The sequence below is a fragment of the Clavibacter quasicaliforniensis genome (assembly GCF_051201715.1).
Classification (GTDB): Bacteria; Actinomycetota; Actinomycetes; order Actinomycetales; family Microbacteriaceae; genus Clavibacter; species Clavibacter seminis.
Genome location: NZ_CP139624.1, coordinates 2648021 through 2670670 on the forward strand (window position 1 = coordinate 2648021; position 22650 = coordinate 2670670).

Genomic DNA, 22650 nt, shown 5'->3' on the forward strand with positions numbered 1-22650 from the left:
ATCGCCGTCGAGTCCACCTACGTTAGCACCGCATTCACACTGACGTAATGCATTCATGCATGTAAATGGAGATTCGATGATGAAGACTCGACTCGGGCGGAGGGCGATCGCCCTGGCGTCCGTCGCCGCGCTCGCGGGGACCCTGAGCGCCTGCTCCGCGTCGGACGACGGGGGCGGCTCGTCCGCGGACGACCGCTCCCTCGAGGTGTGGACGCGCAGCACGCCGGACGACGCCGCGTCGTACCAGTTCGTGTTCGACGCCTTCACCGCGAAGACCGGCATCAAGATCGACTACAAGCCCATCCCCGAGTTCGACACCCAGCTGCAGGCACGCGCCCAGCAGAGGAGCCTCCCGGATGTGATGGTCACCGACGCGGGCAACCTGGGCGCCTACGAGTCGCAGGGGTTCCTCCGCCCCGTCGACCGCGACGCCGTCGCCGGCGGCGACCAGATCTCCGACGCCACGTGGAAGAGCACGCTCGGCACCGACGGCGACCACTACGGCATCCCGTGGTCGCGCCAGGCGAACATCACCTTCATCCGCAAGGACTGGCGCGAGAAGCTCGGCCTGGCGGTGCCCAAGACGTGGGACGACCTCTCCGCGCTCGCGAAGGCGTTCGCCGACGACGACCCCGACGGCGACGGGAAGGCCGACACCTACGGCATGGTCGTGCCGGGCAGCGCCGAGAACGGCTACATCGCCCGCTGGGCCGCGTCGTACATCTGGCAGGCCGGCGGCGACATCCTGAAGGACGGGGGCGACGGCACCTACACCGCCGACTTCGACAACCCGGGCACCGAGACGGCCGTGAAGTGGATCCGCGACCAGTTCTGCACGCCCGGCGTGGTCGTCCCCGGCTCCGTCAACCTCACCACCGCCAACACGCCGTTCTTCGCGCAGGGCACGGCCGGCATCTACCAGACCGGCCCCTACAACCTCAGCTCGTTCGACGCGGCGGTCGGCGCGGACAACGTGGAGGTGATCCCGACCCCGGCCGGCCCGGGCGGCGGCACGGACTCCTTCGCGGAGGGCGAGAACATCTACTTCGGCGCCTCCTCGAAGAAGCAGGACCTCCAGGAGCAGCTGGCCGAGTTCATGATCACGCCCGAGGCGCAGGAGCTCGCCATGCAGGTGAAGACGAACGACCAGGGCGTGCTGGCGCAGCCCGTGGTGCGGATCCCCGTCAACACCTCGGTCGACATCGGCACCGTGAAGGCCGACCCGCGCTGGGACACCGCGAAGGAGGTCTACGACGAGCACGGCAGGTCGTTCCCGTGGGCGATCGACTTCACGCCGTACCGCCAGATCGTCGCGGACGGCCTGAACGGCGTCATCGCGGACTGCTCCAGCGACATCCCCGGCGCGCTGTCCGACATCCAGTCCCAGCTCTCCGACGAACTCGACGAGCAGGGGGTGCAGGGATGAGCATCGGCGCCCCCGCACCTCTCCTCGTGGATCCCGAGCGCCGCGCGCCCGCGGGCCGCAGCCCCGTGCAGCCGAAGGGCCGCCTGCCGTTCCGGACGCGCTCCCTGATCCCGTGGGCCTTCCTGGTGCCGGGCCTCGTGCTCGGCGCGCTGTTCAAGTTCATCCCGATGCTCGAGGGCTTCCGGATGAGCTTCGTGAAGGTCCAGCCGTTCCTCGGCGACAAGTTCCTCGGGCTCGACAACTACGTGCACGTGCTGCGCGACCGGCGCTTCACGGAGGCGCTCGGGCACACCGTGCTGCTCGGCATCGGGCAGACGGTCGGCGCGCTGATCATCGGCCTCGCGCTCGCGCTGCTGCTGGAGGGCACGTCGCGCCGGCTGTGGTTCGTGCGCACGGCCGTGTTCCTGCCGGTCGTCACCGCGGTCGCGGTCATCGGCGAGATCTGGCGGATCCTCTACTTCCCCACCGAGACCGGGTTCCTCAACTCGCTGCTCGGGATGGTGGGGATCCCGCCGCAGGGCTTCATCAGCGACCAGTCGACGGCCCTCGGGTACGTGATGCTCGTCGGCGTCTGGACGGGCGCGCCCTACAACATGGTCATCATCCTCGCGGGCCTCACCGGCATCGACCGCACGCTCTACGAGGCCGCGGCGGTCGACGGCGTGACCCTGCGCCAGCGCTTCCGGTACATCGTGATGCCGGCCCTCCGCCCCGCCGTCAGCGTCGTGCTGACGCTCGCCGCGATCCGCAGCCTCCGCACCTTCACCGAGGTGTACGTGCTCACGGGCGGCGGACCCGCGGGATCCACCGAGGTCTGGATGACCCGGGTGTTCTCGCTCGGCTTCAAGGCCAACGACCTGGGCGTGGCGTCGGCGGCCTCCGTGCTGCTGCTGCTCGCGACCCTGGGCCTCACCGTGGGCGTCCGCGCCCTGTCATCCCGCAAGGAGAAGGTCCGATGAGCATCCTCGAGCGCCCGACGGGCGCGTCCCGCCGCGGGAACGACGGCCAGTTCGACAGCGCGCTCGGCTGGAAGCCCGGCCTCCGCCCGTCGAACGTGATCCGCTTCGCGCTCTGCGCCGTCGCCTTCGTGGTGTTCGCGGCGCCCTTCGTGATCATCGTGTCCGGCGCGTTCGACGCCTTCACGTCGTCGACGAGCATCCACCTGTTCCCGCAGAGGCTGTCGCTGGAGTCGTTCCGCGTCGCGTTCGACTCGGGCGTGCTCGGCTACCTCCGCAACTCGCTCGTGATCGCGGGCGGCGGGCTCGTGCTGCAGGTGAGCGTCGCGATCCTCACGTCCTACGCGCTGGCCCGGCACCGCTTCCGCGGCCAGTCGTTCGTGCTGCTGCTGTTCCTCCTCACGATGATGCTGCCGGAGGAGGTCATCGCGATCCCGCTGTCGCAGGTCATCGGGAACGTGGGCGGCACGGGCCTCGACCTCCGCGGCACGCCGTTCGGCGTGATCCTGCCGGTGGCGGTCTGGGGCTTCTCGATCCTCGTGATGACGGAGTTCATGAAGGACATCCCGCTCGAGATCGAGGAGGCCGCGCGCCTCGACGGCTGCGGCGAGCTGCGCATGCTGTGGACCGTGATCCTGCCGCTGTGCAAGCCGGTGCTGGGCGTCGTCACGATCTTCGGCTTCATGATGATCTGGGACCAGTACCTGCTCCCCCTCATCGCCGCTAACGACCCGAGCGACTACACGCTCACGGTCGCGCTCAGCGTCCTCCGCACCGACCCCACGGTCGGCTCGGGCGTCCTGCTCGCCGGGGCGCTGCTCGCGCTCCTGCCGAGCCTCGTCATCTACCTGCTCATGCAGCGGTCGCTCATCCGGGGGATCACCTCGGGCGCGACGAAGGGATAGCACCATGATCATCCACGACCTCGTCGTCACCCCCATCGCCTTCCGCGACCCGCCCCTGCTCAACGCCGACGGCGTGCACGAGCCCCTCGCGCTCCGCACGATCGTCGAGCTCGTCGTGGACGGCGGGGTCGTCGGCCTCGGCGAGGGACAGGGCGGCGCCGTCGTGGCCGCGCGCGTCGCGTCCGTGCGGGACGCGATCGTCGGCCTCCGCGTCACCGACCTGCACGGCATAGAGCGGGCGGTGGACGCCGCGCTCGGCGGCGACGCCGGACCGCTCAGCCGGCAGGAGCGCCGCGTCGTGTTCTCCATGATCGACGTGGCCGCGCACGACGCGTGGGGCCGGATCACCGGGCTGCCCGTGAGCGAGCTGCTCGGCGGGCGCGTGCGCGACCGGGTCCCGTACAGCGCGTACCTCTTCTACAAGTGGGCGGCGCACCCGGGCGCCGAGCCCGACGCGTTCGGCGAGGCGCTGGATCCCGCCGGCATCGTCGCGCAGGCGCGCCACCTCATCGACCGGTACGGGTTCGGCTCCATCAAGCTGAAGGCGGGCGTGTTCCCGCCCGACGAGGAGGTCGCCGCGATCCGCGCGCTGGCCGAGGCGTTCCCGACGCACCCGCTGCGCATCGACCCGAACGGCGCGTGGACCCACGAGACGGCCGTGCGCGTGGCGGCCGAGCTCGACGGCGTGCTCGAGTACCTGGAGGATCCGGTGCTCGGCATCGACGGCATGGCGCGCGTCGCCGCCGAGGTGCCGCAGCCGCTCGCCACGAACATGTGCGTCGTCACCTTCGAGCAGATCCGGGAGGCGTTCGCGAAGGACGCCGTGCAGATCGTGCTCTCCGACCACCACTACTGGGGCGGCCTCGCGCACACCCGGGAGCTCGCCGCGATCTGCCGCACCTTCGGCGTGGGCCTCTCGATGCACTCCAACTCGCACCTCGGGATCTCGCTCGCCGCCATGACGCACGTCGCCGCAGCCAGCCCCGAGCTCGCGTACGCGTGCGACACGCACTACCCGTGGAACCGCGGCGACGACGTGATCGTGCCGGGCGCGCTCGAGATCGTCGGCGGATCCGTCGCCGTGCCGACCGGTCCCGGGCTCGGCGTGGAGCTCGACCACGCCGCGCTCGACCGCCAGCACCTGGTGTACGTGGAGTCGGGCCGCACCGCGCGCGACGACTCCGGCTACATGCAGACCATCCAGCCCGCCTACGACCCCACCCTCCCGAGGTTCTGATGACGACGACCGACACCGCCGCCCACCCCGCCACCGCCCCGGCTCCCGCATCCGCCGGCCTCCTCCCGCCGTTCGAGGGCGTGCTCTTCTTCCCGGTCACGCCGTTCGACCAGGCCGATCGCGTGGACGTCGACGTGCTCGCCGCGCACGTGTCCCACGGCCTCGACCAGGGCGCGGGCGCCGCGTTCGTCGCGTGCGGCACGGGCGAGTTCCACGCGCTCGACATCGACGAGTACGCGCAGGCCGTGCGCGCCGGGGTGTCCGCGGCGGGCGGCCGGCACCTCGTCATCGCGGGGGTCGGCGGGCCGCTCGGGCACGCGCGCCGCTGCGCGCAGCTGGCCACCGAGCTCGGCGCCGACGGGATCCTCGTGCTGCCGCCGTACCTCGTCGCAGGCCCCCAGGAGGGCCTCGCCGCGTACGTCGAGGCCGTCGCCCGGACGACTCCCCTGCCGCTCATCGCCTACCACCGCGGCCAGGCGCAGTTGACGGAGGCCACGGTCGAGCGGCTCCTCGCGCTGCCGACGCTGGCCGGGATCAAGGACGGCGCGGGCGACGTGGCCCTGTTCCAGCGCTTCGTGCTCGCCGCGCGCCGGGCCGGGCGCGACGACGTGCAGTTCTTCAACGGGCTGCTCACGGCCGAGTCGAGCCAGGCCGCCTACCGGGCGATCGGCGTGCCGCTGTACTCGTCGGCCGTGTTCGCGATGGCGCCGCGGATCGCGAGCGCGTTCCACGCCGCGTACCGCGCCGACGACCTCGAGCGGCAGCGCTTCCTGCTCGACGAGTTCTTCACGCCGCTCGTGCGCCTGCGCGACGAGACGCCCGGGTTCGCGGTGTCGCTCATCAAGGCGGGGCTGCGGCTGGGCGGGGTGCCCGTGGGATCCGTGCGGGCGCCGCTCGTCGATCCGTCGCCGCGTCAGCTCGCCGAGCTCGAGCGGATCCTCGCCCACGGGGAGGACATCGTCGCCTGAGCGGTCAGGCCGCGTCGGCCAACTGCGCCCGCAGCGCGTCGGCCGTCGTCATCGGGAGGCGGCAGACGAAGTCGGCGCACAGGTAGGCGGTGGCGGTGGATCCGGCCATGCGGTCCGCGAGCAGCTCGAAGCCCGCGTCGGCCCAGGCGCGCGCGGCCGTCTCCGTGACCACCAGCGACACGTGCGGCGGGCGGATCAGCGCGTGCGCGATCGCGGCGAGCGGGTCGTCGCCGGCCTCCGCCTGGTCGGGCAGCACGACGACGAGCTGCCGCCCGGCCGCCTCGATCGCCGCCGCCTGCTCGAGCGCGCCGCCGAACGCGATCGGCCGGCTCGCCCCGCCCGCGGCGACCGTCGCGAGCGCGGCGCGGGCCGCCCGCTCGTAGCGCGGATCCGCCGTCAGCCGCCCGAGCACGCGCGCGGCCGACGACGCGGCCGTGAGGCCGGACGGGTACGCACCCTCGGAGGGGTCGGACGCGAGGTCGAGGCCGAAGCCCGCGAGCACCGGATCCGCACCCGTCGGCACCCGGAACCCGGCCGCGCCCGGCTGCGGGTCGCCGTCCGCCGCGGCGATCAGCGCGTCCACGATCCCTCGCGCCCGCACCGCGTAGCCGACCTCGCCCGTCGCGAGCGCCAGCGCGAGGAGCCCGTCGGCGAGCATCCCGTGGTCCTCGAGCGTCGCGACGGCGGGCGAGACGCGGCCGTCGATCGAGGCCCGCACGAGCGACCCGTCGGCGCGCACATGCTCCGCGAGCAGCATGTCGGCGGCGCCGCGGGCGGCGTCGATCCACTCCCCGCGTCCGAACGCGCGGCCCGCCCGGGCGAGCGCGCCGATCGCGAGCCCGTTCCAGCCGGTGAGCACCTTGCCGTCGACGGCCGGCGGTTCCTCGGCCGCGCGCCCGGCCGCATCCAGCGCGTAGTACCCGCCCTCGACGCGGCGCCCGCCGACCGTGCTCTCCGAGTCCTGCGCCGAGGCGAACCCGCCCGACGCCCGCCGCAGGGTCCCCGTGAGGAAGGCGACGATGCCCGCGGCGACCTCCTCGTCCCCGGCGCGCGCGTAGGCGTCGAGGAGCAGCGCGTTGTCGTAGAGCATCCGCTCGTAGTGCGGCTCGGACCAGTCTCGGCGCGTGGAGTAGCGGAAGAAGCCGCCCTCGAGCGGATCGCGCAGGTCGGATCCGGCCATCGCCTCGAGCGTGCGGCGCACGAGCGCGGCGGTCGCCGTCGCGCGCTCGGACGTGAGCGCTCCCGAGGTCGCGAGCGTGTCGAGGAGCAGCACGACGGGCGCGACGGGGAACTTGGGCGCGGATCCGAACCCGCCGTGCTCCGCGTCCTCGAACGAGGCGAGCTCGGCGGCGACCCGGTCGAGCGCGGCGGCGTCGGGGAGCGGCGACGCGACGGATCCGCGCTCGGAGGCCTCGCGGATCGCGGCGCTCAGCTGCCCCGCGCCCTGCTCGACCTGCTCGCGCCGCGTGGTCCACGCGTCGGCGACGGCGTCGAGCACCTGCCGGAACGACGGGTGCCCGGCGCGCGGTTCGGGCGGCGAGTAGGTGCCCGCGTGGAAGGTGCGGCCCTCGGGCGTCGTGAACACGTTGAGCGGCCAGCCGAGCTGATCGGTGAACGCGCCGGCCGCGGTGATCAGCGCCGCGTCGACCTCCGGATGCTCCTCGCGGTCGACCTTGATCGCGACGAACCCCTCGTTCAGACGCGAGGCGAGCGCCGGATCCGAGAACGTCTCGCGCGCCATGACGTGGCACCAGTGGCAGGTCGAGTAGCCGACCGAGACGAGCACGGGCACGTCGCGGCGGCGGGCCTCCGCGAACGCCTCCTCGCCCCACGGCCGCCAGTCGACCGGGTTGTCCGCGTGGCTGAGGAGGTACGGGCTGACGGCGTCGGCGAGGCGGTTGGGCATGCGTCCACGCTACGCGCGGGGCGCGGCGCCGACCCCGGCGTCAGATCCAGTCGCGCTTGCGGAAGATGCCGTAGAGCACGCCGCTCACGCCGAGCATCAGCACGAGGGAGAAGGGGTATCCCCAGTCCCAGTGCAGCTCCGGCATGATGTCGAAGTTCATGCCGTAGACGCTCGAGACGAGCGTGGGCGCGAAGAGGATGGCCGCCCAGCCGGAGATCTTGCGGGTCTCCACGCTCTGCCGGTTGCTCGACTCGCTGAGCTCCCGCATCTCCTCGTTCTGGCGCTGGCCGACGAGCGTGGAGTTCACCGTGAGGATGTCGCGCAGCAGCACGCGGAACTCCTCCACGCGCTCGTTGACGACGATGACGTGGTCGGCCACGTCGCGGAGCGCCTGCTGCAGGTCCTCGCTCACCTCGTACTTGCCGGATCCCGCCTGCAGCTGCTGCAGCATGCCGCCGAGCGGGCGCACCGCGCGCTGGAAGTCGATGACCTCGCGGGACAGCTCGTAGATGCGGCGGGACACGGCCGGATCCCCGTCGAACACCTGGTCCTCGATCTCGTCGATGTCGTTGGCGAGGCCCGTGACGACGGGCGCGTACCCGTCGACGACGGCGTCGAGGATCGCGTACAGCACCGACTGCGGCCCGTGGGTGAGGAGCTCGGGCCGCTCCTGCATGCGCGTGCGGATGGCCGAGAGGTCGGGCGACTCGGCGTGCCGGACGGTGATCACGAAGTTGCGTCCGAGGAACACGTGCAGCTCCCCGAACTCCACCTCCTCGCGGTCGTCCACGTAGCGGGCCGCGCGCAGCACGGTGAAGAGGGTGGAGCTGTAGCGCTCGGTCTTGGGGCGCTGGTGGGCCTGCACCGCGTCCTCCACCGCGAGCTCGTGCAGGTCGAACTCCTCGGCGAGCGCCTGCAGCTCCTCGACCGTGGGGCGGTAGAGGCCGATCCACGCCATCGCGTCGGGCCGCTCGTCGAGCTCGCGGAACGTGTCGGCGAGCGTGGCAGGCGAGGCGACGCGGCAGCCGTCGACGTAGACGCCGTTGTCGACGAGGCTCGGGCGGCGCGCGCCCGACTGCTCCGCCGGATCCTCCCGCTCGGCCCGCGCCCGCGACGCGCCGCCCGCATGCCCGCCGAGGGGCGCGACGCCCCGGGAGACCACGGACTTGAGGCGCGTGCGGATGCGGTGCTGGGACATGACGGACACGGTACCCGCCGGAGGTGACGCGTCCGTGCCGCTGGGGAGCGCCCGGCTCAGACCACCTGGTCAGGGTGGCTGCCGACGCGTCCGGCGGACTCGAGCGCGGTGATCCCGGCCATCTCGTCATCGGTCAGCGCGAAGTCGAACACGTCCGCGTTCTCGATAAGCCGCTCGCGCCGCGTGGTCTTCGGGAAGACGATGGTGCCGCGCTGCACGTGCCAGCGGAGCACGACCTGCGCGTCCGTGCGGTCGTGCGCGCGGGCCGCGTCGCGCACGACGGGCGCGTCGGCGACGGCGCCGCGCGCGAGCGGGCTCCACGCCTGCACCGCGATCCCGTGCTCGGCGAGGTACTCGGTCGTCGCGCGCTGCTGGTGCCGCGGGTGCAGCTCGATCTGGTCGACCGCGGGCGCGGGCAGCCCGGCGGCATCCAGCGCCTCGAGGTGCGGCACGAGGAAGTTGGAGACCCCGATGGAGCGGGTCAGCCCCGCAGCGCGCGCCTCGGCGAGCGCCTCCCACGTCTCCACGAAGAGGCCGCGCTCGGCGGCGGGCCAGTGGATGAGGATCAGGTCGACAGCGGGCATGCCGAGGCGGTCGAGGCTGCGGCGCATCGCCTCGGCCGCCCGCTCGCGCCCGTGGTCGTCGTTCCAGACCTTGGTGGTGACGAACAGCTCGTCGCGCGGTATCCCGGACGCGCGGATCGCCCGCCCGACGCCCTCCTCGTTGCCGTACATGGCCGCGGTGTCGATGTGCCGGTAGCCGACCTCGAGCGCCTCCGCGACGATCCGCTCGGCATCTCCGTCCGACACCTTGTAGGTGCCGACGCCGAACTGCGGGATGGGGACGCCGTCGCCCATCGCGACCGACGGGATGGAGGTGCGGAGGACCCCGCCGCTCACGCGCCGAACCGCTCGACGAGCGTCCGCTTGAGGATCTTGCCGCTCGGCCCGAGCGGCAGCGCCTCGACCACCTCGACCCGCCGCGGGTACTTGTAGGAGGCGATGCGCTCCTTCATGTACGCGACGACCTCCGCCGCGTCGACCGTGGCGTCCGCCTTCGGCACGATCGCCGCGACGATCTCCTGCCCGTGCTCCTCGTGCGGCACGCCGAACACGGCGCACTGCGCGACGGCCTCGTGCCGGGCGAGCACCTCCTCGACCTCGCGCGGGTACACGTTGTAGCCGTTGCGCAGGATCATGTCCTTCGTCCGGTCGACCACGCGGATGTAGCCGTCCTCGTCGATGGTGCCGAGGTCGCCCGAGCGGAACCAGCCGTCGACGACCGCGCGGGCCGTGTCCTCGGGGCGGTGCAGGTAGCCGTTCATGAGGTTGTGGCCGCGGATCACGATCTCGCCGAGCACGCCCCGCTCGACGAGCTCCACGCGGTCCTCGTGCTCGGGGTCGGCGATCTCGATCTGCACGCCCCAGATCGGCTTCCCGACGGTGCCGGGCCGCGCCGGTACGCCGACGTGGTTGAACGACGCGACGGGGGAGGTCTCCGTGAGGCCGTAGCCCTCGTGGATCTCGGCGTCGAACTGCTCGCGGAACGCGTCGATGACGGCGACGGGGATCGCGGCGCCGCCCGAGATGGCGTAGCGGAGGACCGGGCGCGCGGGGTTCCGGGCGGCGGCCGCGAGCAGCGCGAAGTACATGGTGGGCACGCCCATGAACACCTCGGTCTCGTGCTCGACCATGAGCGCGAGCGCGGTGTCGCCGTCGAAGCGCGGCACCATCACGATCGTGGCGCCCGCCCGGAACGACGCGTTCATGGTGCAGGTCTGCCCGAAGGTGTGGAACAGGGGCAGGCAGCCGAGGATCCGGTCGCCGGCGCGCAGGTCGAAGGTGTCGAGGATGAGCACGTCGACCTGCATCACGAGCGCGAGGTGGCTGCCCTCCGCGCCCTTCGGCTGGCCGGTGGTGCCGGACGTGTAGAGGATCGTCGCGGTGTCGGACGGCCGACGCGGCACGTAGGTGCGGATGGGCGTCGCGGCCTGCGCGAGCTCCTCCAGCCGGTCGGGCCCGCCCTCGGTGTCGGACGGCACGAGCACGCTGATCACCGGCACCTCGGCGAGCGCGGCGCCCTTCGCGCCCTGCTCGAGCAGCGGGCCGGCGCAGACCAGGAGCGCGGATCCGGAGTCGCGCAGCACGTACGCGATCTCCTCGCTCTTCAGCAGCGCGTGCACGGGCACGACCACGCCGCCGAGCGCGAGCACCGCGTAGTAGACGCGCGGGAAGTCGGCGACGTTCGGGATGAGCATCGCGACGCGCGTGCCCTCCCCCACCCCGCGCTCGGCGAGGGCGCCCGCGTAGGCGCGCGTCTCGTCCCAGAGCTCGCGGTAGGTGGTGGAGACTTCGCCGACGACCACGGCGACCCGGTCGGCGTGCCGCTCGGCCGACTCGGCGAGGATCGCGGCGACCGAGACCGAGGCGAACCCGGTCGTCGTCGGGTGGTCGGTGGCGAGGAGGGGCGTGTCGGAGCTCATGGGTGGATCCCGTCGGTCGTCGTCGACTCGGGCGGCGACTGCGACCCGCGCGCCGTGGTGTCCCGGCGCCTTTCCCCGACGCTACCTCCGGGCCGCCGCCACGGGGAGGGGCGGCGCCCCGCGGATAGACTCAAACCAGCATGGAATTCAGCATCGCGTACCCGCCCGAGCTCCCCGTCAGCCGGATGCGGGACGAGATCGCCGACGCCATCCGCGACAACCAGGTCGTCATCGTCGCGGGCGCGACCGGATCCGGCAAGACCACGCAGCTGCCGAAGATCTGCCTCGAGCTCGGCCGGGAGAGCATCGGCCACACGCAGCCCCGCCGGCTCGCCGCGCGCACCATCTCGGAGCGCATCGCGGAGGAGCTCGGCGGCGAGGTGGGCCAGCTCGTCGGCTACCAGGTGCGGTTCACCGACAAGGTCTCGGCCGACACCCGCATCAAGCTCATGACCGACGGGATCCTGCTCAACGAGCTCCAGCGCGACCGGCTGCTCAAGAAGTACGACACGATCATCATCGACGAGGCCCACGAGCGCAGCCTCAACATCGACTTCCTGCTCGGCTACCTCAAGCAGCTGCTGCCGCGCCGGCCCGACCTCAAGCTCATCATCACGTCGGCCACCATCGACCCGCAGAGCTTCTCGAAGCACTTCGGCGACGCGCCCATCGTGGAGGTCTCCGGACGCACGTACCCCGTGGAGATCCGCTACCGCCCGCTCGTGGCCGAGGCCGCCGTCGCGGGCGAGGACGACGACCTCGCCGACGCGCCCATGGAGCGCCCGGCCGACGATCGCGACTTCCTGGAGGGCATCAACGCGGCCCTCGACGAGCTGGCGGGCGAGTCGTCGGGCGACGTGCTCGTGTTCCTCAGCGGCGAGAACGAGATCCGCGACGCCGAGGACGCGATCCGGAGCCGGCACCTCCCGCACACCGAGGTGCTGCCGCTCTACGGCCGGCTCTCGTCCGCGGACCAGCACCGCGTCTTCCAGCCGTCGACGCAGGCGGGCGTGCGCCGACGCATCGTGCTCGCCACCAACGTCGCCGAGACGAGCCTCACCGTGCCCGGCATCAAGTACGTGATCGACGCCGGCACCGCGCGCATCTCCCGCTACTCCGTGCGCTCCAAGGTGCAGCGCCTCCCCATCGAGGCGATCTCGCAGGCGTCCGCGAACCAGCGCTCGGGCCGCTCCGGCCGCACGAGCGACGGCATCGCTATCCGCCTGTACTCCGAGGAGGACTTCCTCCGCCGCCCCGAGTTCACCGAGCCGGAGATCCTGCGCACCAACCTCGCCGCGGTCATCCTCCAGATGGTGTCGCTCGGCCTCGGTGACATCGCCGCGTTCCCGTTCCTCCAGCCGCCGGACTCGCGCGGCATCAAGGACGGCGTGGACCTGCTCACGGAGCTGGGCGCGGTCGTCCGCTCCCCCGACGGCACGCCGGCGCTCACGAAGGTGGGCCGCGACCTGTCGCGCCTGCCGATCGACCCGCGGTTCGCGCGCATGGTCGTCGAGTCGCGCAAGCACGGCGTGAGCCGCGAGGTCATGATCATCGTGGCCGGCCTCACCATCCAGGACGTGCGCGAGCGCCCGCTCGAGAAGCGCCCGCAGGCCGACCAGCAGCACGCGCGCTTCGTGGATCCGGCGAGCGACTTCATCACGCTCCTCAACCTCTGGAACCACCTCGAGGAGAAGGAGGCCGAGCTCTCCTCGAGCGCGTTCCGTCGGATGTGCAAGGCCGAGTTCCTCAACTACGTGCGCGTGCGCGAGTGGAAGGACGTCTTCCGGCAGCTGCGCCAGCTCGCGCGCCCGCTCGACCTGCAGATGAACGAGCCCAAGGCCGACCCGGACGGGATCCACAAGTCGCTGCTCGCGGGCCTCCTCTCCCACATCGGGCTGAAGGACGCGCAGAAGAAGGACTACGTGGGCGCGCGGCAGTCGCGGTTCGTGGTGTTCCCGGGGTCGGCGCTCGCGAAGAAGCAGCCCGACGCGATCATGAGCGCCGAGCTCGTGGAGACCAGCCGCCTTTTCGCGCGCACGAACGCGGCCATCGACCCGGCGTGGGCCGAGCCCATCGCGGGCGGACTCGTCAAGCGCACCCACAGCGAGCCGCACTGGGAGAAGAAGCAGGGCGCGACCGTGGCGTGGGAGCGCGTGACGCTCTACGGCGTGCCGATCGTGCTCAAGCGCCGCGTGCAGTTCTCCCGCATCGATCCCGCGTACGCGCGCGAGCTCTTCATCCGGCACGCGCTCGTCGAGGGCGACTGGGAGTCGCAGCAGGCGTTCGACCGCGCCAACCGGAAGCTCCGCGAGGAGCTCGCCGAGGTCGAGGAGCGCACGCGCCGCCGCGACATCCTCAACGACGACGAGGCCGTGTTCGAGTTCTACGACAAGCGGATCCCGCGCGACGTCGCCTCCACGCGCGCCTTCGAGGGCTGGTGGAAGAAGCAGCGGCAGGAGACGCCGGAGCTCCTCACCATGACCGCCGAGGAGCTCCTCGCGGAGGACGCGGTGGACGTCGACGAAGCCGCGTTCCCGCCTACCTGGCAGCAGGGCGACCAACGCCTCTCGCTCACCTACCGCTTCGAGCCGGGCGCGCCCGACGACGGCGTGACCGTGCAGGTGCCGCTCGCGCTCCTCGCGCGCCTCAGCCCCGCCGGCTTCGACTGGCAGGTGCCGGGCATGCGGCGCGACCTCGTGACCGCCATGATCAAGGCCCTCCCCAAGGCGCTGCGCAAGAACGTGGTGCCCGCCGCGGACTGGGCCGACCGGCTCCTCGAGGGGCTGCCCGAGCCGGATCCGCAGCACCCGGTCGCGTTCACCACCACCATCGCGGGCCTCATCATGCGCAAGGCCCACGTGCGCGTCGCCGACGACGACTTCGACCTCGACCGGATCCCCGCGCACCTGCGCATGGCGTTCCGCGTTGTCGACGAGCGCGGCCGCGAGGTCGCCGCCGGCCGCGACCTCACGGAGCTGCAGGCGCGCCTCTCCAGCCGCGCGCGCGACAGCGTCGCCCGCGCCACCGCGCGCCCGGTCGAGCGCGTGGCCGGTGCCTCGGGCGGGGCGCCCCGCGGCATGGAGCGCACAGGCCTCACCACGTGGGACCTCGACGAGCTGCCGCGCTTCGTCGACACCGCGCAGGGCGGCACGGGCGACAGCCGCCACGTCATCCGCGCGTACCCCGCGCTCGTCGACGAGGGATCCACCGTCGCGATCCGCCTCATGGCGACCGCGGAGGACCAGGCCCGCGCCATGCCCGGCGGCGTCCGGCGCCTGCTCGTGCTCGCCATCGCGAACCCCTCCGCCTACGTGAAGCAGCACCTCACGAGCCAGGAGAAGCTGATGCTCGCGACGAGCCCGTACCCGAACGTGCAGGCGCTCTTCGACGACTGCCTGCTCGCCGCCATCGACCAGGTGCTCGAGCGTGTGGCCCCCTGCGGCGCGATCTACTCCAAGGAGCTCTTCGAGACGGCGCGCGACCGCGTCTCGGGCGTCGTCATGGACTCGATGTTCGACACGGTGGCGCTCGTGAACCGGATCCTCACGGGCGCGCGCGACGCCGAGCGCGCCATCAAGGCCGCGACGAGCATGCAGCTGATCGGCGCGCTCACCGACGCGCGCGAGCAGCTCGCCAGCCTCGTGCACCCGGGCTTCGTGTCGGCGACCGGTCTCGCCCGGCTCCAGCGCCTGCCTCCCTACCTGTCAGGCCTCACCCATCGCGTCCAGCGCCTGCCCGACCAGCCCGCGCGCGACCGCGCGTGGATGACCGAGGTGCAGAAGGCGACCGACCTCTACCGCGAGGCCGGCGGCGTCATCCCGTCCGCGCCGCACGCGCCCGAGTCGCTCGTGCATGCGCGCTGGATGCTCGAGGAGCTGCGCCTCAGCCTCTTCGCCCAGCACCTGCCGACGGCCGAACCGGTGTCGCTTCAGCGGATCCGCAAGGTGCTCGCGGGCTGAGCGGCGTGCGTCAGCTGCCGGGCTGGACGGGGTCGGGCAGGGCGGGCTCGCCGGTGGGCCTGGCGTAGTACGCCCACGGGATCCACATCGTGCCGATCCGCGTCCAGCCCGCCGCCTCCAGCGCGTGATGCGAGGAGAACATGCTCACCCGCCGGTGCTCCCACCGCTGATCGGAGCGCACGAGGTCGTGGTACAGCGTCCCGAACCCGACGGAGTGCCACCCGTGCCGCCCGGCCTCGTCGAGCTTCTCCATCTCGGTGAACGCGGTCACCGGCTTCATCCTCCAGACCGACGTGTCGGCGGGTGCGGTCGGCCCTCCGAACCGCTGCTGCGCCGCCTGACGCGAGATCCGCAGCACGTCGCCGATGCGCTCCCAGCTCACTCCCGCGGCCCGCGCGGAGACGACGGCCTCGCGGAGGGAGTCGCCGGCCTCCATGGAGATGTCCGCCGCCGCCTGGACGAGACGGAGGTACGCGTCCGGGTCGTCATCGAGGTCCTTGCCGATGTCCGGCTCCAACCCCGCCATGATCGAGGTGAGCCCGCCGCGGATGATCTCCTGCTTGTCTGCCATGTCGTCAACATATTCTTGACATCGGGCGATGTCAACCAGTGATTGACGCCGGTCGACCAACGGCACCCGCCGTCGCGTACCGTCGACGCATGACGCGGATCCTCCTCACCGGCATGTCCGGCGCCGGGAAGTCGACGCTCCTCGCCGAGCTCGCCCGGCGAGGGCACCGCGCGCTCGACACCGACCACGACGACTGGACCATGCCGGACGGCCGATGGGACGAGCCCCGGATGGCGCGTCTCCTCGACCGCGAGCCGCGCATCGTCATCTCGGGCACCGTCGAGAACCAGGGTGCGTTCCGCGACCGGTTCGCGCACGTCGTGCTGCTCAGCGCACCCCTCGACGTCCTGCTCGCACGCATCGCCGCGCGCACCGGGAACGACTACGGGAAGGACCCCGCCGAGCGCGAGGAGATCCGCCGGCACGCGCGGGAGGTGGAGCCCCTGCTCCGCAGGTCGGCCGACGTCGAGCTCGACGGCCGGCGCCCGATCGCGGACCTGGCCGACGAGCTGGAGCGGCTGCTGGGCTGATCCGCGGCGGAGCCCCGGGCCCATGCCGCGCGGGTGAGGGTGTGCAGTTCCATGAGAATGGTTCTCGATAAGCCGCTAGCCTGCATCTCGATCCGCGCCACCGCGCGGATCCCCACGCAGCTGCACGGAGGATCCCATGACCACGCTCCCCAGGAGGCATCCCGCGATCGTCGCGGCGCTGCTCGCCCTCGCGATCACGGCCGGAGCGGCCGGTTGCGCGCCGTCCTCCGCGTCGTCCGCCGACGCCGCTGCATCCGGCGGCACGCTCCGCGCGGCCTTCCCCGGCGGCGGCGCGGCAGAGACCCTCGACTACCTCGTCGGCCCGACCGCGCTCGACTACGTGCGCGCGCGCCTGGTCCACGCGCCGTTCTGCGAGCTCGACGCGTCGGCCGCGGATGGCGTCGCATACGGCGCCCTCTCCTCCATCGACGTGAGCCCCGACCTCTCCTCCTACACGCTGCACGTGCGGCCCGACGTGCCGTTCACCGACGGATCCACGCTCACCGCCGCCGACGTCATCTACTCGCTCCGCGCCCCGGGGCTGCTGCACGGCCTTCCCTTCACGCAGATCGTCGCGCGCGACCTCGACGTGGACGCCGCGACGGCCGTCGACGACCTCACCGTCACGCTGCCGACGCGCCACCCGGTCGCCGACGGGCGCCAGCTCATCTGCCAGAGCATGCTCGCCATCAAGGACGGCACCACGGAGTTCACCCCGACGACGCCGTCCTCCGGCCCCTTCACCATCAGCGGGTTCGAGCCAGGGAGGAGCACGGTCCTCACCCGCAACCCGACCTTCTACGGCACCGCCCTCGGCACCGGTCCGACGCTCGACTCCATCGAGCTGCTGTCCGTCCCCGACGCGACCGCCCGCGAGGACGCGCTCCGCCAGGGGCAGGTCGACTACGCGAGCGGGCTCGCCCCGGCGCAGGCGCAGGAGCTCACGGGAGCGTCCGGGATCACCGTGTCGACGAGTGAGCTGCCCTACGCCTCCTCCCTGCAGTTCCTGATGAACCCGGCCTTCGCGCCCTTCGCCGACGAGCGCGTGCGGGAGGCGTTCAAGCTCGCGATCGACCGCCAGCAGATCGTCGACACCGTCTACTTCGGCCACGCGTTCGCGGGCGACGACGTGCCGGGGCTCGGCTTCCCGAGCTACGACACGACGCTGCCCGTGCGCGAGCACGACCCGGATCGAGCCAAGGCGCTGCTCGCCGAGGCCGGCCAGAGCGGCATGTCCGTGACGCTCACGGCGGGGCCGGAGCTCCCCGGCATGGTCGAGACCGCCACGCTGATCGTGCAGGACCTCCGCGCGATCGGCGTCGATGCCACCCTCTCCGAGCTGCCCGCGGGCCAGCTCTACGCCGACTACGCCGCGTACCAGAAGCTGCCGTTCGCCGCCGGGTACGCACCGCCGGCGCTCTTCGAGCCGAACCACGTGCCCGGCACCCTGCCCGAGGCGGATGCGCTCGTCGCCGAGGCCCGCAGCGCTGCCACCCCGGAGGCCCGGCTCGCCGCGTCGCACCAGGCGCAGCAGATCCTCTGGGCGAAGGGCTACACGATCGCGCCGGTGTTCGTGCCCTCGATCAGCGCGCAGTCCGACGGCGTCGCCGGGGTCCGCGAGCTGCAGTTCCCCGACCTGTCGCGGGCGACGGTCGCGGCCAGGTGAGCTCCGCGGCGCCGCTCGGCCGGTGGATCGCCGGACGGTGCGGCGCCGCGCTCGTGACCCTGGTGGCGCTCTCGGTCGTCGTGTTCTGGAGCGCATCCGCGCTCCCGGGGGACGCGTCGGGGGCCCTCGCGGGCAGCGGCGCCACCGCGGCGGAGCGCGACGCCCTCCGGACGGATATGGGCCTCGACCGCCCGGCGGCGGAACGATACCTGGCCTGGGCCGTCGGCGCCCTGCACGGCGACCTCGGCCGATCGCTCGTCTCCGGCCGCGAGATCGCCCCGCTGGTCGCCGAGCGCATCGCTGACACGCTCACGATCACGGCGCTCGCGGTGGCGGTGATCGCGGTGGTCGCGACCACCCTCGGCCTCGCGTCGGGCATGCGGGAGGGCAGCGCGGCCGACCGGCTGCTCACCTCCCTCACGGTGGTCATGATGGCGACCCCGGACTTCCTCGTCGCCATCGCGCTCCTCGTGCTGCTCACCTCCCTCGTGCCCGTGCTCCCGGCCGTCGCGCTCCTGCCGCTGGGCGATGCCGCGTGGCAGCATCCGGAGGTGCTCGTGCTGCCGGTCGCGACGCTCGCCCTCGCCGGTGCCGGGCCGGCCGCGCAGATGCTGCGCGCGGCCGTCGTCGACGTGATGCGCACGCCGTACATCGAGCACGCGCGACTGAACGGCACCCGCGGCTTCCGCCTCGCGCTCGTGCACGTGCTGCCGAACGCGGCGGCGCCGGCGCTGCAGTCGCTCGCGCTGGTGGCCGCCGGGCTGCTCGGCGGCGGGATCGTCGTGGAGACGCTGTTCGGCGTCCCCGGCATCGGCCTGGAGCTCGCGCACGCGGTGTCCGCGCGGGACGTGCCGATGGTGCAGGCGGTGGCGCTGACGCTCGGAGGCACGGCCCTCGCCATCCTGCTGGTGGGCGACGTCGGCGCGGCCCTGCTCCGACGGCGCCGGGGTGCCGAGCGGGTGGGCGGATGAGCGGCATGCGCGGCGGATCCCGGGCGCCAGGCGGGTCCCGCGCGCTCGCCCTGCTCCTCGCCGCGGGCGTCGTCGCCGCCGCCCTCCTCGGGCCCCTGCTGCCGCTCGGCTCGCCGGACGAGGTCGTCGGGCGGCCGTTCGCGGGTCCGGACGCCGCGCATCCGCTCGGCACGGAGCTGCTGGGGCGCGACCTGCTCGCGCGCGTGGCGGCGGGCGGGCAGGGGCTCGTGCTCGAGGCCCTCGTCGCGACCGCGATCGCGAGCGCCGTGGGGCTCGCGCTCGGCATCCGGTCGGGGCTCCGCCCGTCCCGGGTGTCGGATGCGGCCGTGCGCGTCGTCGACGGCGTCGCCGCCCTGCCCGCGCTGCTGGTGCTGCTCGTCCTCGCGGCGGGTGCCCCGGGCCAGCCCGCGGCGATCGTCGCCGCCATCGCCCTCGTGAGCGCGCCGTTCTCCGTGCGGGTCATCCGGCAGCAGACGCGCATGGTCGCGGCGGCCGACCACGTCGTCATCGCCCGGGCGCGCGGCGACGGGATCGGCAGCCAGCTCCGTCACGACGTCCTCCCCGGGATCCGCTCGGTCGCCCTGGCGGACGCGGGACTCCGCTTCATCGCCGCGCTCCAGCTCGCCGCGGCGGCCGGGTTCCTCGGCGTGGGCGCCAGCGCGCCCGCGGCGGACTGGGGGCGGATGGTCCGGGAGGACGTGGTCGGCATCCGCGCGAACCCGCTCGCGACCCTCGTGCCGGCGGGGCTCCTCGTGGTCGTCGCGCTCGGGGTCACGATGGCGGTGGATGCGTCGAGCAGGCTTCGCGGAGGCGGCCGGTGATCCCCGCCATCGAGGTCCGCGGCCTCACCATCCGCGGCGCGCCCGGCACGACGGACACGACCGACGCGACCGACGCGGACGACGCGGACGACGCGACCGCCCCCGGCGCGGCGCTCCTCCACGGGATCGACCTCCGCGTCGCGCCCGGCGAGGTCGTCGGGCTCTCCGGGCCGTCCGGCAGCGGGAAGTCGACCCTCCTCCACGCGCTGCTCGGCCACCTCTCCCCCGATACCCGGGTCGCGGCGGGCACCGTCCGCGTCCACGGCGTGGATCCCCTCACCCCGGCCGGCCGGCGCATCCTCCGCGGGCGGGTCGTCGGGCACGTGCCGCAGGATCCGGCGAGCGCGCTGGATCCCGCGCGCACCGCGCTCCACCACATCCGCCAGGCGGCGCGACGGTCCGCGAGCCGCGCTTCACGCGCGGACCTCGGCCGCCTCGTGCTCGAGGCCGCGCACGACGCGCGCCTCGACCCCGCGCTGCTGCGTCGCCGCGGATCCGAGCTCTCCGGCGGCCAGGCGCAGCGCGTGATCCTCGCGGCGCTCCTCGCCGGCCGGCCCGCGGTGCTCCTCCTCGACGAGCCGACGAGCGCGCTGGACGCCGAGACCGCCGACCTCGTCGCGCGCCACGTCGCCCGCCTCCCGTGGCTGCCGGCCGTCGTCCTCGCCAGCCACGCGCCCGAGGTGCTGGCGCGCGCGAGCGGGCGCGTCGTCACCCTGCGCGACGGGATCCGGGCACCCGGCGGAGCCCCGGCCACCGCGCCGCCCCCGCGCGCGCTCACGACGGCGGCCTCGCCCCACACGGCCGCACCGACCATCCCCGCCTCACCCGCTCCCGCGCGGCCGGCCGCGCCCGCGGCCGCGGCCGCTCCCGCCGTCGACGTGTCCGGCCTCCGCATCCGCTTCGGCGCGCACCGGGTCGTCGAGGAGGCCTCCCTCCGCATCCCGGTCGGCGGGATCCTCGCGATCCGCGGCCGATCCGGATCCGGGAAGACGAGCGTCGGCCGCGCGATCGCCGGCCTCCTCGTGCCGGAGTCGGGCGCCCTCGAGGTGGCGGGCACCCGCATCCCGTGGTCGGGCGACGCCCGCTCCCGATCCGAGAAGCCGCTCGTGGGGCTGGTGCTCCAGGACTCCCGCGCCGCCCTGCACCCGGGCGAGACGGTGCGGACGGCCCTAGCCCGCGCGGGTCGCGCGGCCGTCCGTCAGGGGTCAGCAGCCGTCGATCCCGCCGAGCTGCTCGCGGGCCTCGGACTCGATCCGCGCCTCCTCGCCCGTCGCCCGCACGAGCTGAGCGGCGGTCAGCGCCAGCGCGTCGCGATCGCCCGGGCGATGGCCGCGGCCCCGGCCCTCCTGGTGTGCGACGAGATCACCGCGTCCCTCGACGCAACGGCCGAGCGGACGGTGCTCGACGCCCTCGACGGGGCACGCGCCCGCACGGGCGTCGCGATCCTGCTCATCACTCACAGCGCGACGGCGGCCGATCGCGCCGACCGGGTGCTCACCCTCGACGCCGGCCGGCTCGGCTGACGGGGCGTCAGTCGCCGGCGGGCGCCCCGCCCGTCGCGGCCGGCAGCTCCGGCCGGTTCGCCCAGGCCGACCACGATCCCGGGTACAGGGCCGCGTCGATCCCCGCGATGGCGAGCGCCGCGATCTCGTGCGCGGCCGTGACGCCCGAGCCGCAGTAGACGCCCACCCGGTCGCCCGCCCGGATCCCGAGCTCCGCGTACCGCGCCCGGAGGTCGGCGGCCGGCAGGAAGGCGCCGTCCGCGTCGAGGTTCCCGGCGGTCGGCGCGCTCACGGCGCCGGGGATGTGGCCGGCGCGCGGATCCACGGGCTCGACCTCGCCGCGGTACCGCTCCGCCGCGCGGGCGTCGAGGAGCGTCCCGGTACGCGCGACGTCGGCTGCGGCGGCCTCGTCGAGGATCGGCAGCGCACCGCGTGTGAGCGTCACGTCGCCGGGAGCGGGCACGGCCGAAGCCGTCTCCAGCGGCAGCCCCGCCGCGACCCACGCGGGCAGCGCGCCGTCGAGGATCCGCACGTCCTGGATCCCGGCGTCGCGCAGCAGCCACCACGCGCGTGCGGCCGACGTGTTGCCGCCGCCGTCGTGCACGACGACCGTGTCGCCCTGCCGGATCCCCCAGGCGCGCGCCGCCCGCTCGAGGTCGGCCGTCGCGGGCAGCGGGTGCCGACCCTCCTCGGGAGCGCCGTGCCCGGCGAGCTCGGTGTCGAGGTCCGCGTACACGGCGCCCGGGATGTGCCCGGCCTCGTGCAGCGGCCGCCCGGGAGGACCACCGAGCGACCACCGCACGTCGATCACGCGCACGTCGTCGCGCGTGCGGAGGGCGTGGTCGAGCTCGACGGGGGTGATGAGGATCTCCATCGCCCCATGCTCGCAGGCCGCGGCGGCACGGCCCGTGTCAGCGCAGCGGCTTCTCGAAGCAGACGGAGTTCGTGACCGGGATGTACGGGGGGTACACGTCGATGGGCAGCCACCCCGCGGTCGCGTAGAGCTGGATGGCGTCGGGCTGCCGGTCGCCCGTCTGCAGGATGAGCCGGCGGGCGCCGCGCTCCCGGGCCACGCGCTCCAGCTCCGCCATGAGCACGCGCGCGAGGCCGGTGCCGCGGTGCGCGGGATCCACGACGACCTTCTTCAGCTCCAGCTCGTCGCCGAGGTGCCGAATGACGCCGTGCGCCGCCGCATCCCGGTCGTCCCCGTCGAGGACGAGCAGCACTACCGCCTCCACGTCGGCCGGGTCGAACGCGAACGCGACCGCGGCCTTCGCGGGCCAGTCTGGATCGTCGTCGTGCCGCCCCTCGTACCGCACGTCCATCTCGGCTTCCATCGCCGCTCGGATCCGCGCCCCGCGCGGGTCGTCCCAGCCGACCACCTCGGTGCGGTAGACCCGCCCGTCGCGTGCGACGTGGCGGGCGCCGGTCTCCTGCTCGGTCATGCTCCCTCTTCCTCCTAGCCCGGCCGGATGCCGGCGCGGGCATGACGACGCCCGCACCGGCATCCGGGTGGATGCGCGGCGCGGGCGGCGTCGATGGTGCGGTGCCG

General features: G+C 73.5%; 18 protein-coding genes. 11 read left to right on the top strand and 7 right to left on the bottom strand.

All coding sequences use genetic code 11. The features are described from left to right. Positions 1-76: 76 nt before the first annotated feature. The 5 genes from NL142_RS12610 to NL142_RS12630 are packed head-to-tail and all read left to right on the top strand — an operon-like array spanning position 77 to position 5492. The gene (locus NL142_RS12610) at positions 77-1426 is read left to right on the top strand and encodes an ABC transporter substrate-binding protein (RefSeq protein WP_435079982.1); all 1350 of its coding nucleotides are present in this window, start codon (positions 77-79) and stop codon (positions 1424-1426) included. Continuing rightward, positions 1423-2385 (top strand): carbohydrate ABC transporter permease, encoded by a 963-nt coding sequence (locus NL142_RS12615; protein ID WP_435079984.1) that lies wholly within the window; start codon positions 1423-1425, stop codon positions 2383-2385. Before NL142_RS12610 ends, NL142_RS12615 begins: the two co-directional genes overlap by 4 nt. Then, positions 2382-3287, top strand: coding sequence for a carbohydrate ABC transporter permease (locus NL142_RS12620; RefSeq protein WP_435079986.1), 906 nt, complete (start codon positions 2382-2384; stop codon positions 3285-3287). Before NL142_RS12615 ends, NL142_RS12620 begins: the two co-directional genes overlap by 4 nt. A 4-nt stretch (positions 3288-3291) precedes the next feature. Next, positions 3292-4524 (top strand): enolase C-terminal domain-like protein, encoded by a 1233-nt coding sequence (locus NL142_RS12625; RefSeq protein ID WP_435079988.1) that lies wholly within the window; start codon positions 3292-3294, stop codon positions 4522-4524. Next, the gene (locus tag NL142_RS12630) at positions 4524-5492 is read left to right on the top strand and encodes a 5-dehydro-4-deoxyglucarate dehydratase (protein WP_435079990.1); all 969 of its coding nucleotides are present in this window, start codon (positions 4524-4526) and stop codon (positions 5490-5492) included. The genes NL142_RS12625 and NL142_RS12630 overlap by 1 nt, the downstream gene beginning before the upstream one ends. 4 nt (positions 5493-5496) lie before the next feature. Here NL142_RS12630 and NL142_RS12635 read toward each other — a convergent pair whose 3' ends face one another. From NL142_RS12635 to NL142_RS12650, 4 genes are read right to left on the bottom strand one after another with little or no spacing between them, the layout of a single operon-like run. After that, the gene (locus tag NL142_RS12635) at positions 5497-7398 is read right to left on the bottom strand and encodes a thioredoxin domain-containing protein (RefSeq protein WP_435079992.1); all 1902 of its coding nucleotides are present in this window, start codon (positions 7396-7398) and stop codon (positions 5497-5499) included. A gap of 40 nt (positions 7399-7438) precedes the next feature. Further along, entirely contained in the window at positions 7439-8605 is a 1167-nt protein-coding gene (locus tag NL142_RS12640; protein WP_104235069.1) for a magnesium and cobalt transport protein CorA, read from the bottom strand. A 47-nt stretch (positions 8606-8652) separates the two neighbouring features. Next, on the bottom strand, positions 8653-9495 hold the full coding sequence (locus NL142_RS12645; RefSeq protein ID WP_435079995.1) for an aldo/keto reductase: 843 nt from the start codon (positions 9493-9495) through the stop codon (positions 8653-8655). Further along, positions 9492-11078, bottom strand: coding sequence for a long-chain-fatty-acid--CoA ligase (locus NL142_RS12650; RefSeq protein WP_435079997.1), 1587 nt, complete (start codon positions 11076-11078; stop codon positions 9492-9494). Before NL142_RS12650 ends, NL142_RS12645 begins: the two co-directional genes overlap by 4 nt. Before the next feature lie 140 nt (positions 11079-11218). Between NL142_RS12650 and hrpA the strand changes: the two genes are divergently transcribed. Then, complete coding sequence (hrpA, locus tag NL142_RS12655; protein ID WP_435079999.1) at positions 11219-15037, top strand: ATP-dependent RNA helicase HrpA; 3819 nt, start codon at positions 11219-11221, stop codon at positions 15035-15037. Between the two features lie 10 nt (positions 15038-15047). Here the strand turns inward: hrpA and NL142_RS12660 are convergent, their stop codons facing one another. After that, entirely contained in the window at positions 15048-15608 is a 561-nt protein-coding gene (locus NL142_RS12660; RefSeq protein ID WP_435080001.1) for a hypothetical protein, read from the bottom strand. 89 nt (positions 15609-15697) lie between these two features. Here NL142_RS12660 and NL142_RS12665 point away from each other — a divergent pair, with 89 nt between their 5' ends. The 5 genes from NL142_RS12665 (at position 15698) to NL142_RS12685 (ending at position 21119) form a co-directional block, all read left to right on the top strand. Continuing rightward, positions 15698-16138, top strand: a complete 441-nt coding sequence (locus NL142_RS12665; RefSeq protein WP_435080003.1) for a shikimate kinase — start codon at positions 15698-15700, stop codon at positions 16136-16138. Positions 16139-16274: 136 nt separating this feature from the next. Then, positions 16275-17804 (top strand): ABC transporter substrate-binding protein, encoded by a 1530-nt coding sequence (locus tag NL142_RS12670; protein ID WP_435080005.1) that lies wholly within the window; start codon positions 16275-16277, stop codon positions 17802-17804. Then, on the top strand, positions 17801-18775 hold the full coding sequence (locus NL142_RS12675; protein WP_435080007.1) for an ABC transporter permease: 975 nt from the start codon (positions 17801-17803) through the stop codon (positions 18773-18775). Before NL142_RS12670 ends, NL142_RS12675 begins: the two co-directional genes overlap by 4 nt. Continuing rightward, entirely contained in the window at positions 18772-19596 is an 825-nt protein-coding gene (locus NL142_RS12680) for an ABC transporter permease subunit (RefSeq protein ID WP_435080009.1), read from the top strand. Before NL142_RS12675 ends, NL142_RS12680 begins: the two co-directional genes overlap by 4 nt. Further along, positions 19593-21119 carry an ABC transporter ATP-binding protein gene (locus NL142_RS12685; RefSeq protein WP_435080011.1) on the top strand — a complete coding sequence of 509 codons (1527 nt, stop codon included), beginning with the start codon at positions 19593-19595 and terminating at the stop codon, positions 21117-21119. Before NL142_RS12680 ends, NL142_RS12685 begins: the two co-directional genes overlap by 4 nt. Before the next feature lie 7 nt (positions 21120-21126). Here the strand turns inward: NL142_RS12685 and NL142_RS12690 are convergent, their stop codons facing one another. Then, a complete protein-coding gene (locus NL142_RS12690; protein WP_435080013.1) occupies positions 21127-21972 on the bottom strand; it encodes a sulfurtransferase in 846 nt (281 codons plus the stop codon). 37 nt (positions 21973-22009) lie between these two features. Next, positions 22010-22543 carry a GNAT family N-acetyltransferase gene (locus NL142_RS12695; protein WP_435080015.1) on the bottom strand — a complete coding sequence of 178 codons (534 nt, stop codon included), beginning with the start codon at positions 22541-22543 and terminating at the stop codon, positions 22010-22012. Between the last annotated feature and the right edge of the window lie 107 nt (positions 22544-22650).

What these genes read in the sequence shown, in the direction of transcription:
- NL142_RS12635 (WP_435079992.1), bottom strand. Translation starts at nt 7,398, where the DNA reads ATGCCCAACCGCCTCGCCGACGCCGTCAGCCCGTACCTCCTCAGCCAC.
- hrpA (WP_435079999.1), top strand. Translation starts at nt 11,219, where the DNA reads ATGGAATTCAGCATCGCGTACCCGCCCGAGCTCCCCGTCAGCCGGATG.
- NL142_RS12615 (WP_435079984.1), top strand. Translation starts at nt 1,423, where the DNA reads ATGAGCATCGGCGCCCCCGCACCTCTCCTCGTGGATCCCGAGCGCCGC.
- NL142_RS12680 (WP_435080009.1), top strand. Translation starts at nt 18,772, where the DNA reads ATGAGCGGCATGCGCGGCGGATCCCGGGCGCCAGGCGGGTCCCGCGCG.
- NL142_RS12665 (WP_435080003.1), top strand. Translation starts at nt 15,698, where the DNA reads ATGACGCGGATCCTCCTCACCGGCATGTCCGGCGCCGGGAAGTCGACG.
- NL142_RS12610 (WP_435079982.1), top strand. Translation starts at nt 77, where the DNA reads ATGATGAAGACTCGACTCGGGCGGAGGGCGATCGCCCTGGCGTCCGTC.
- NL142_RS12630 (WP_435079990.1), top strand. Translation starts at nt 4,524, where the DNA reads ATGACGACGACCGACACCGCCGCCCACCCCGCCACCGCCCCGGCTCCC.
- NL142_RS12695 (WP_435080015.1), bottom strand. Translation starts at nt 22,543, where the DNA reads ATGACCGAGCAGGAGACCGGCGCCCGCCACGTCGCACGCGACGGGCGG.
- NL142_RS12625 (WP_435079988.1), top strand. Translation starts at nt 3,292, where the DNA reads ATGATCATCCACGACCTCGTCGTCACCCCCATCGCCTTCCGCGACCCG.
- NL142_RS12670 (WP_435080005.1), top strand. Translation starts at nt 16,275, where the DNA reads ATGACCACGCTCCCCAGGAGGCATCCCGCGATCGTCGCGGCGCTGCTC.
- NL142_RS12650 (WP_435079997.1), bottom strand. Translation starts at nt 11,078, where the DNA reads ATGAGCTCCGACACGCCCCTCCTCGCCACCGACCACCCGACGACGACC.
- NL142_RS12620 (WP_435079986.1), top strand. Translation starts at nt 2,382, where the DNA reads ATGAGCATCCTCGAGCGCCCGACGGGCGCGTCCCGCCGCGGGAACGAC.
- NL142_RS12690 (WP_435080013.1), bottom strand. Translation starts at nt 21,972, where the DNA reads ATGGAGATCCTCATCACCCCCGTCGAGCTCGACCACGCCCTCCGCACG.
- NL142_RS12660 (WP_435080001.1), bottom strand. Translation starts at nt 15,608, where the DNA reads ATGGCAGACAAGCAGGAGATCATCCGCGGCGGGCTCACCTCGATCATG.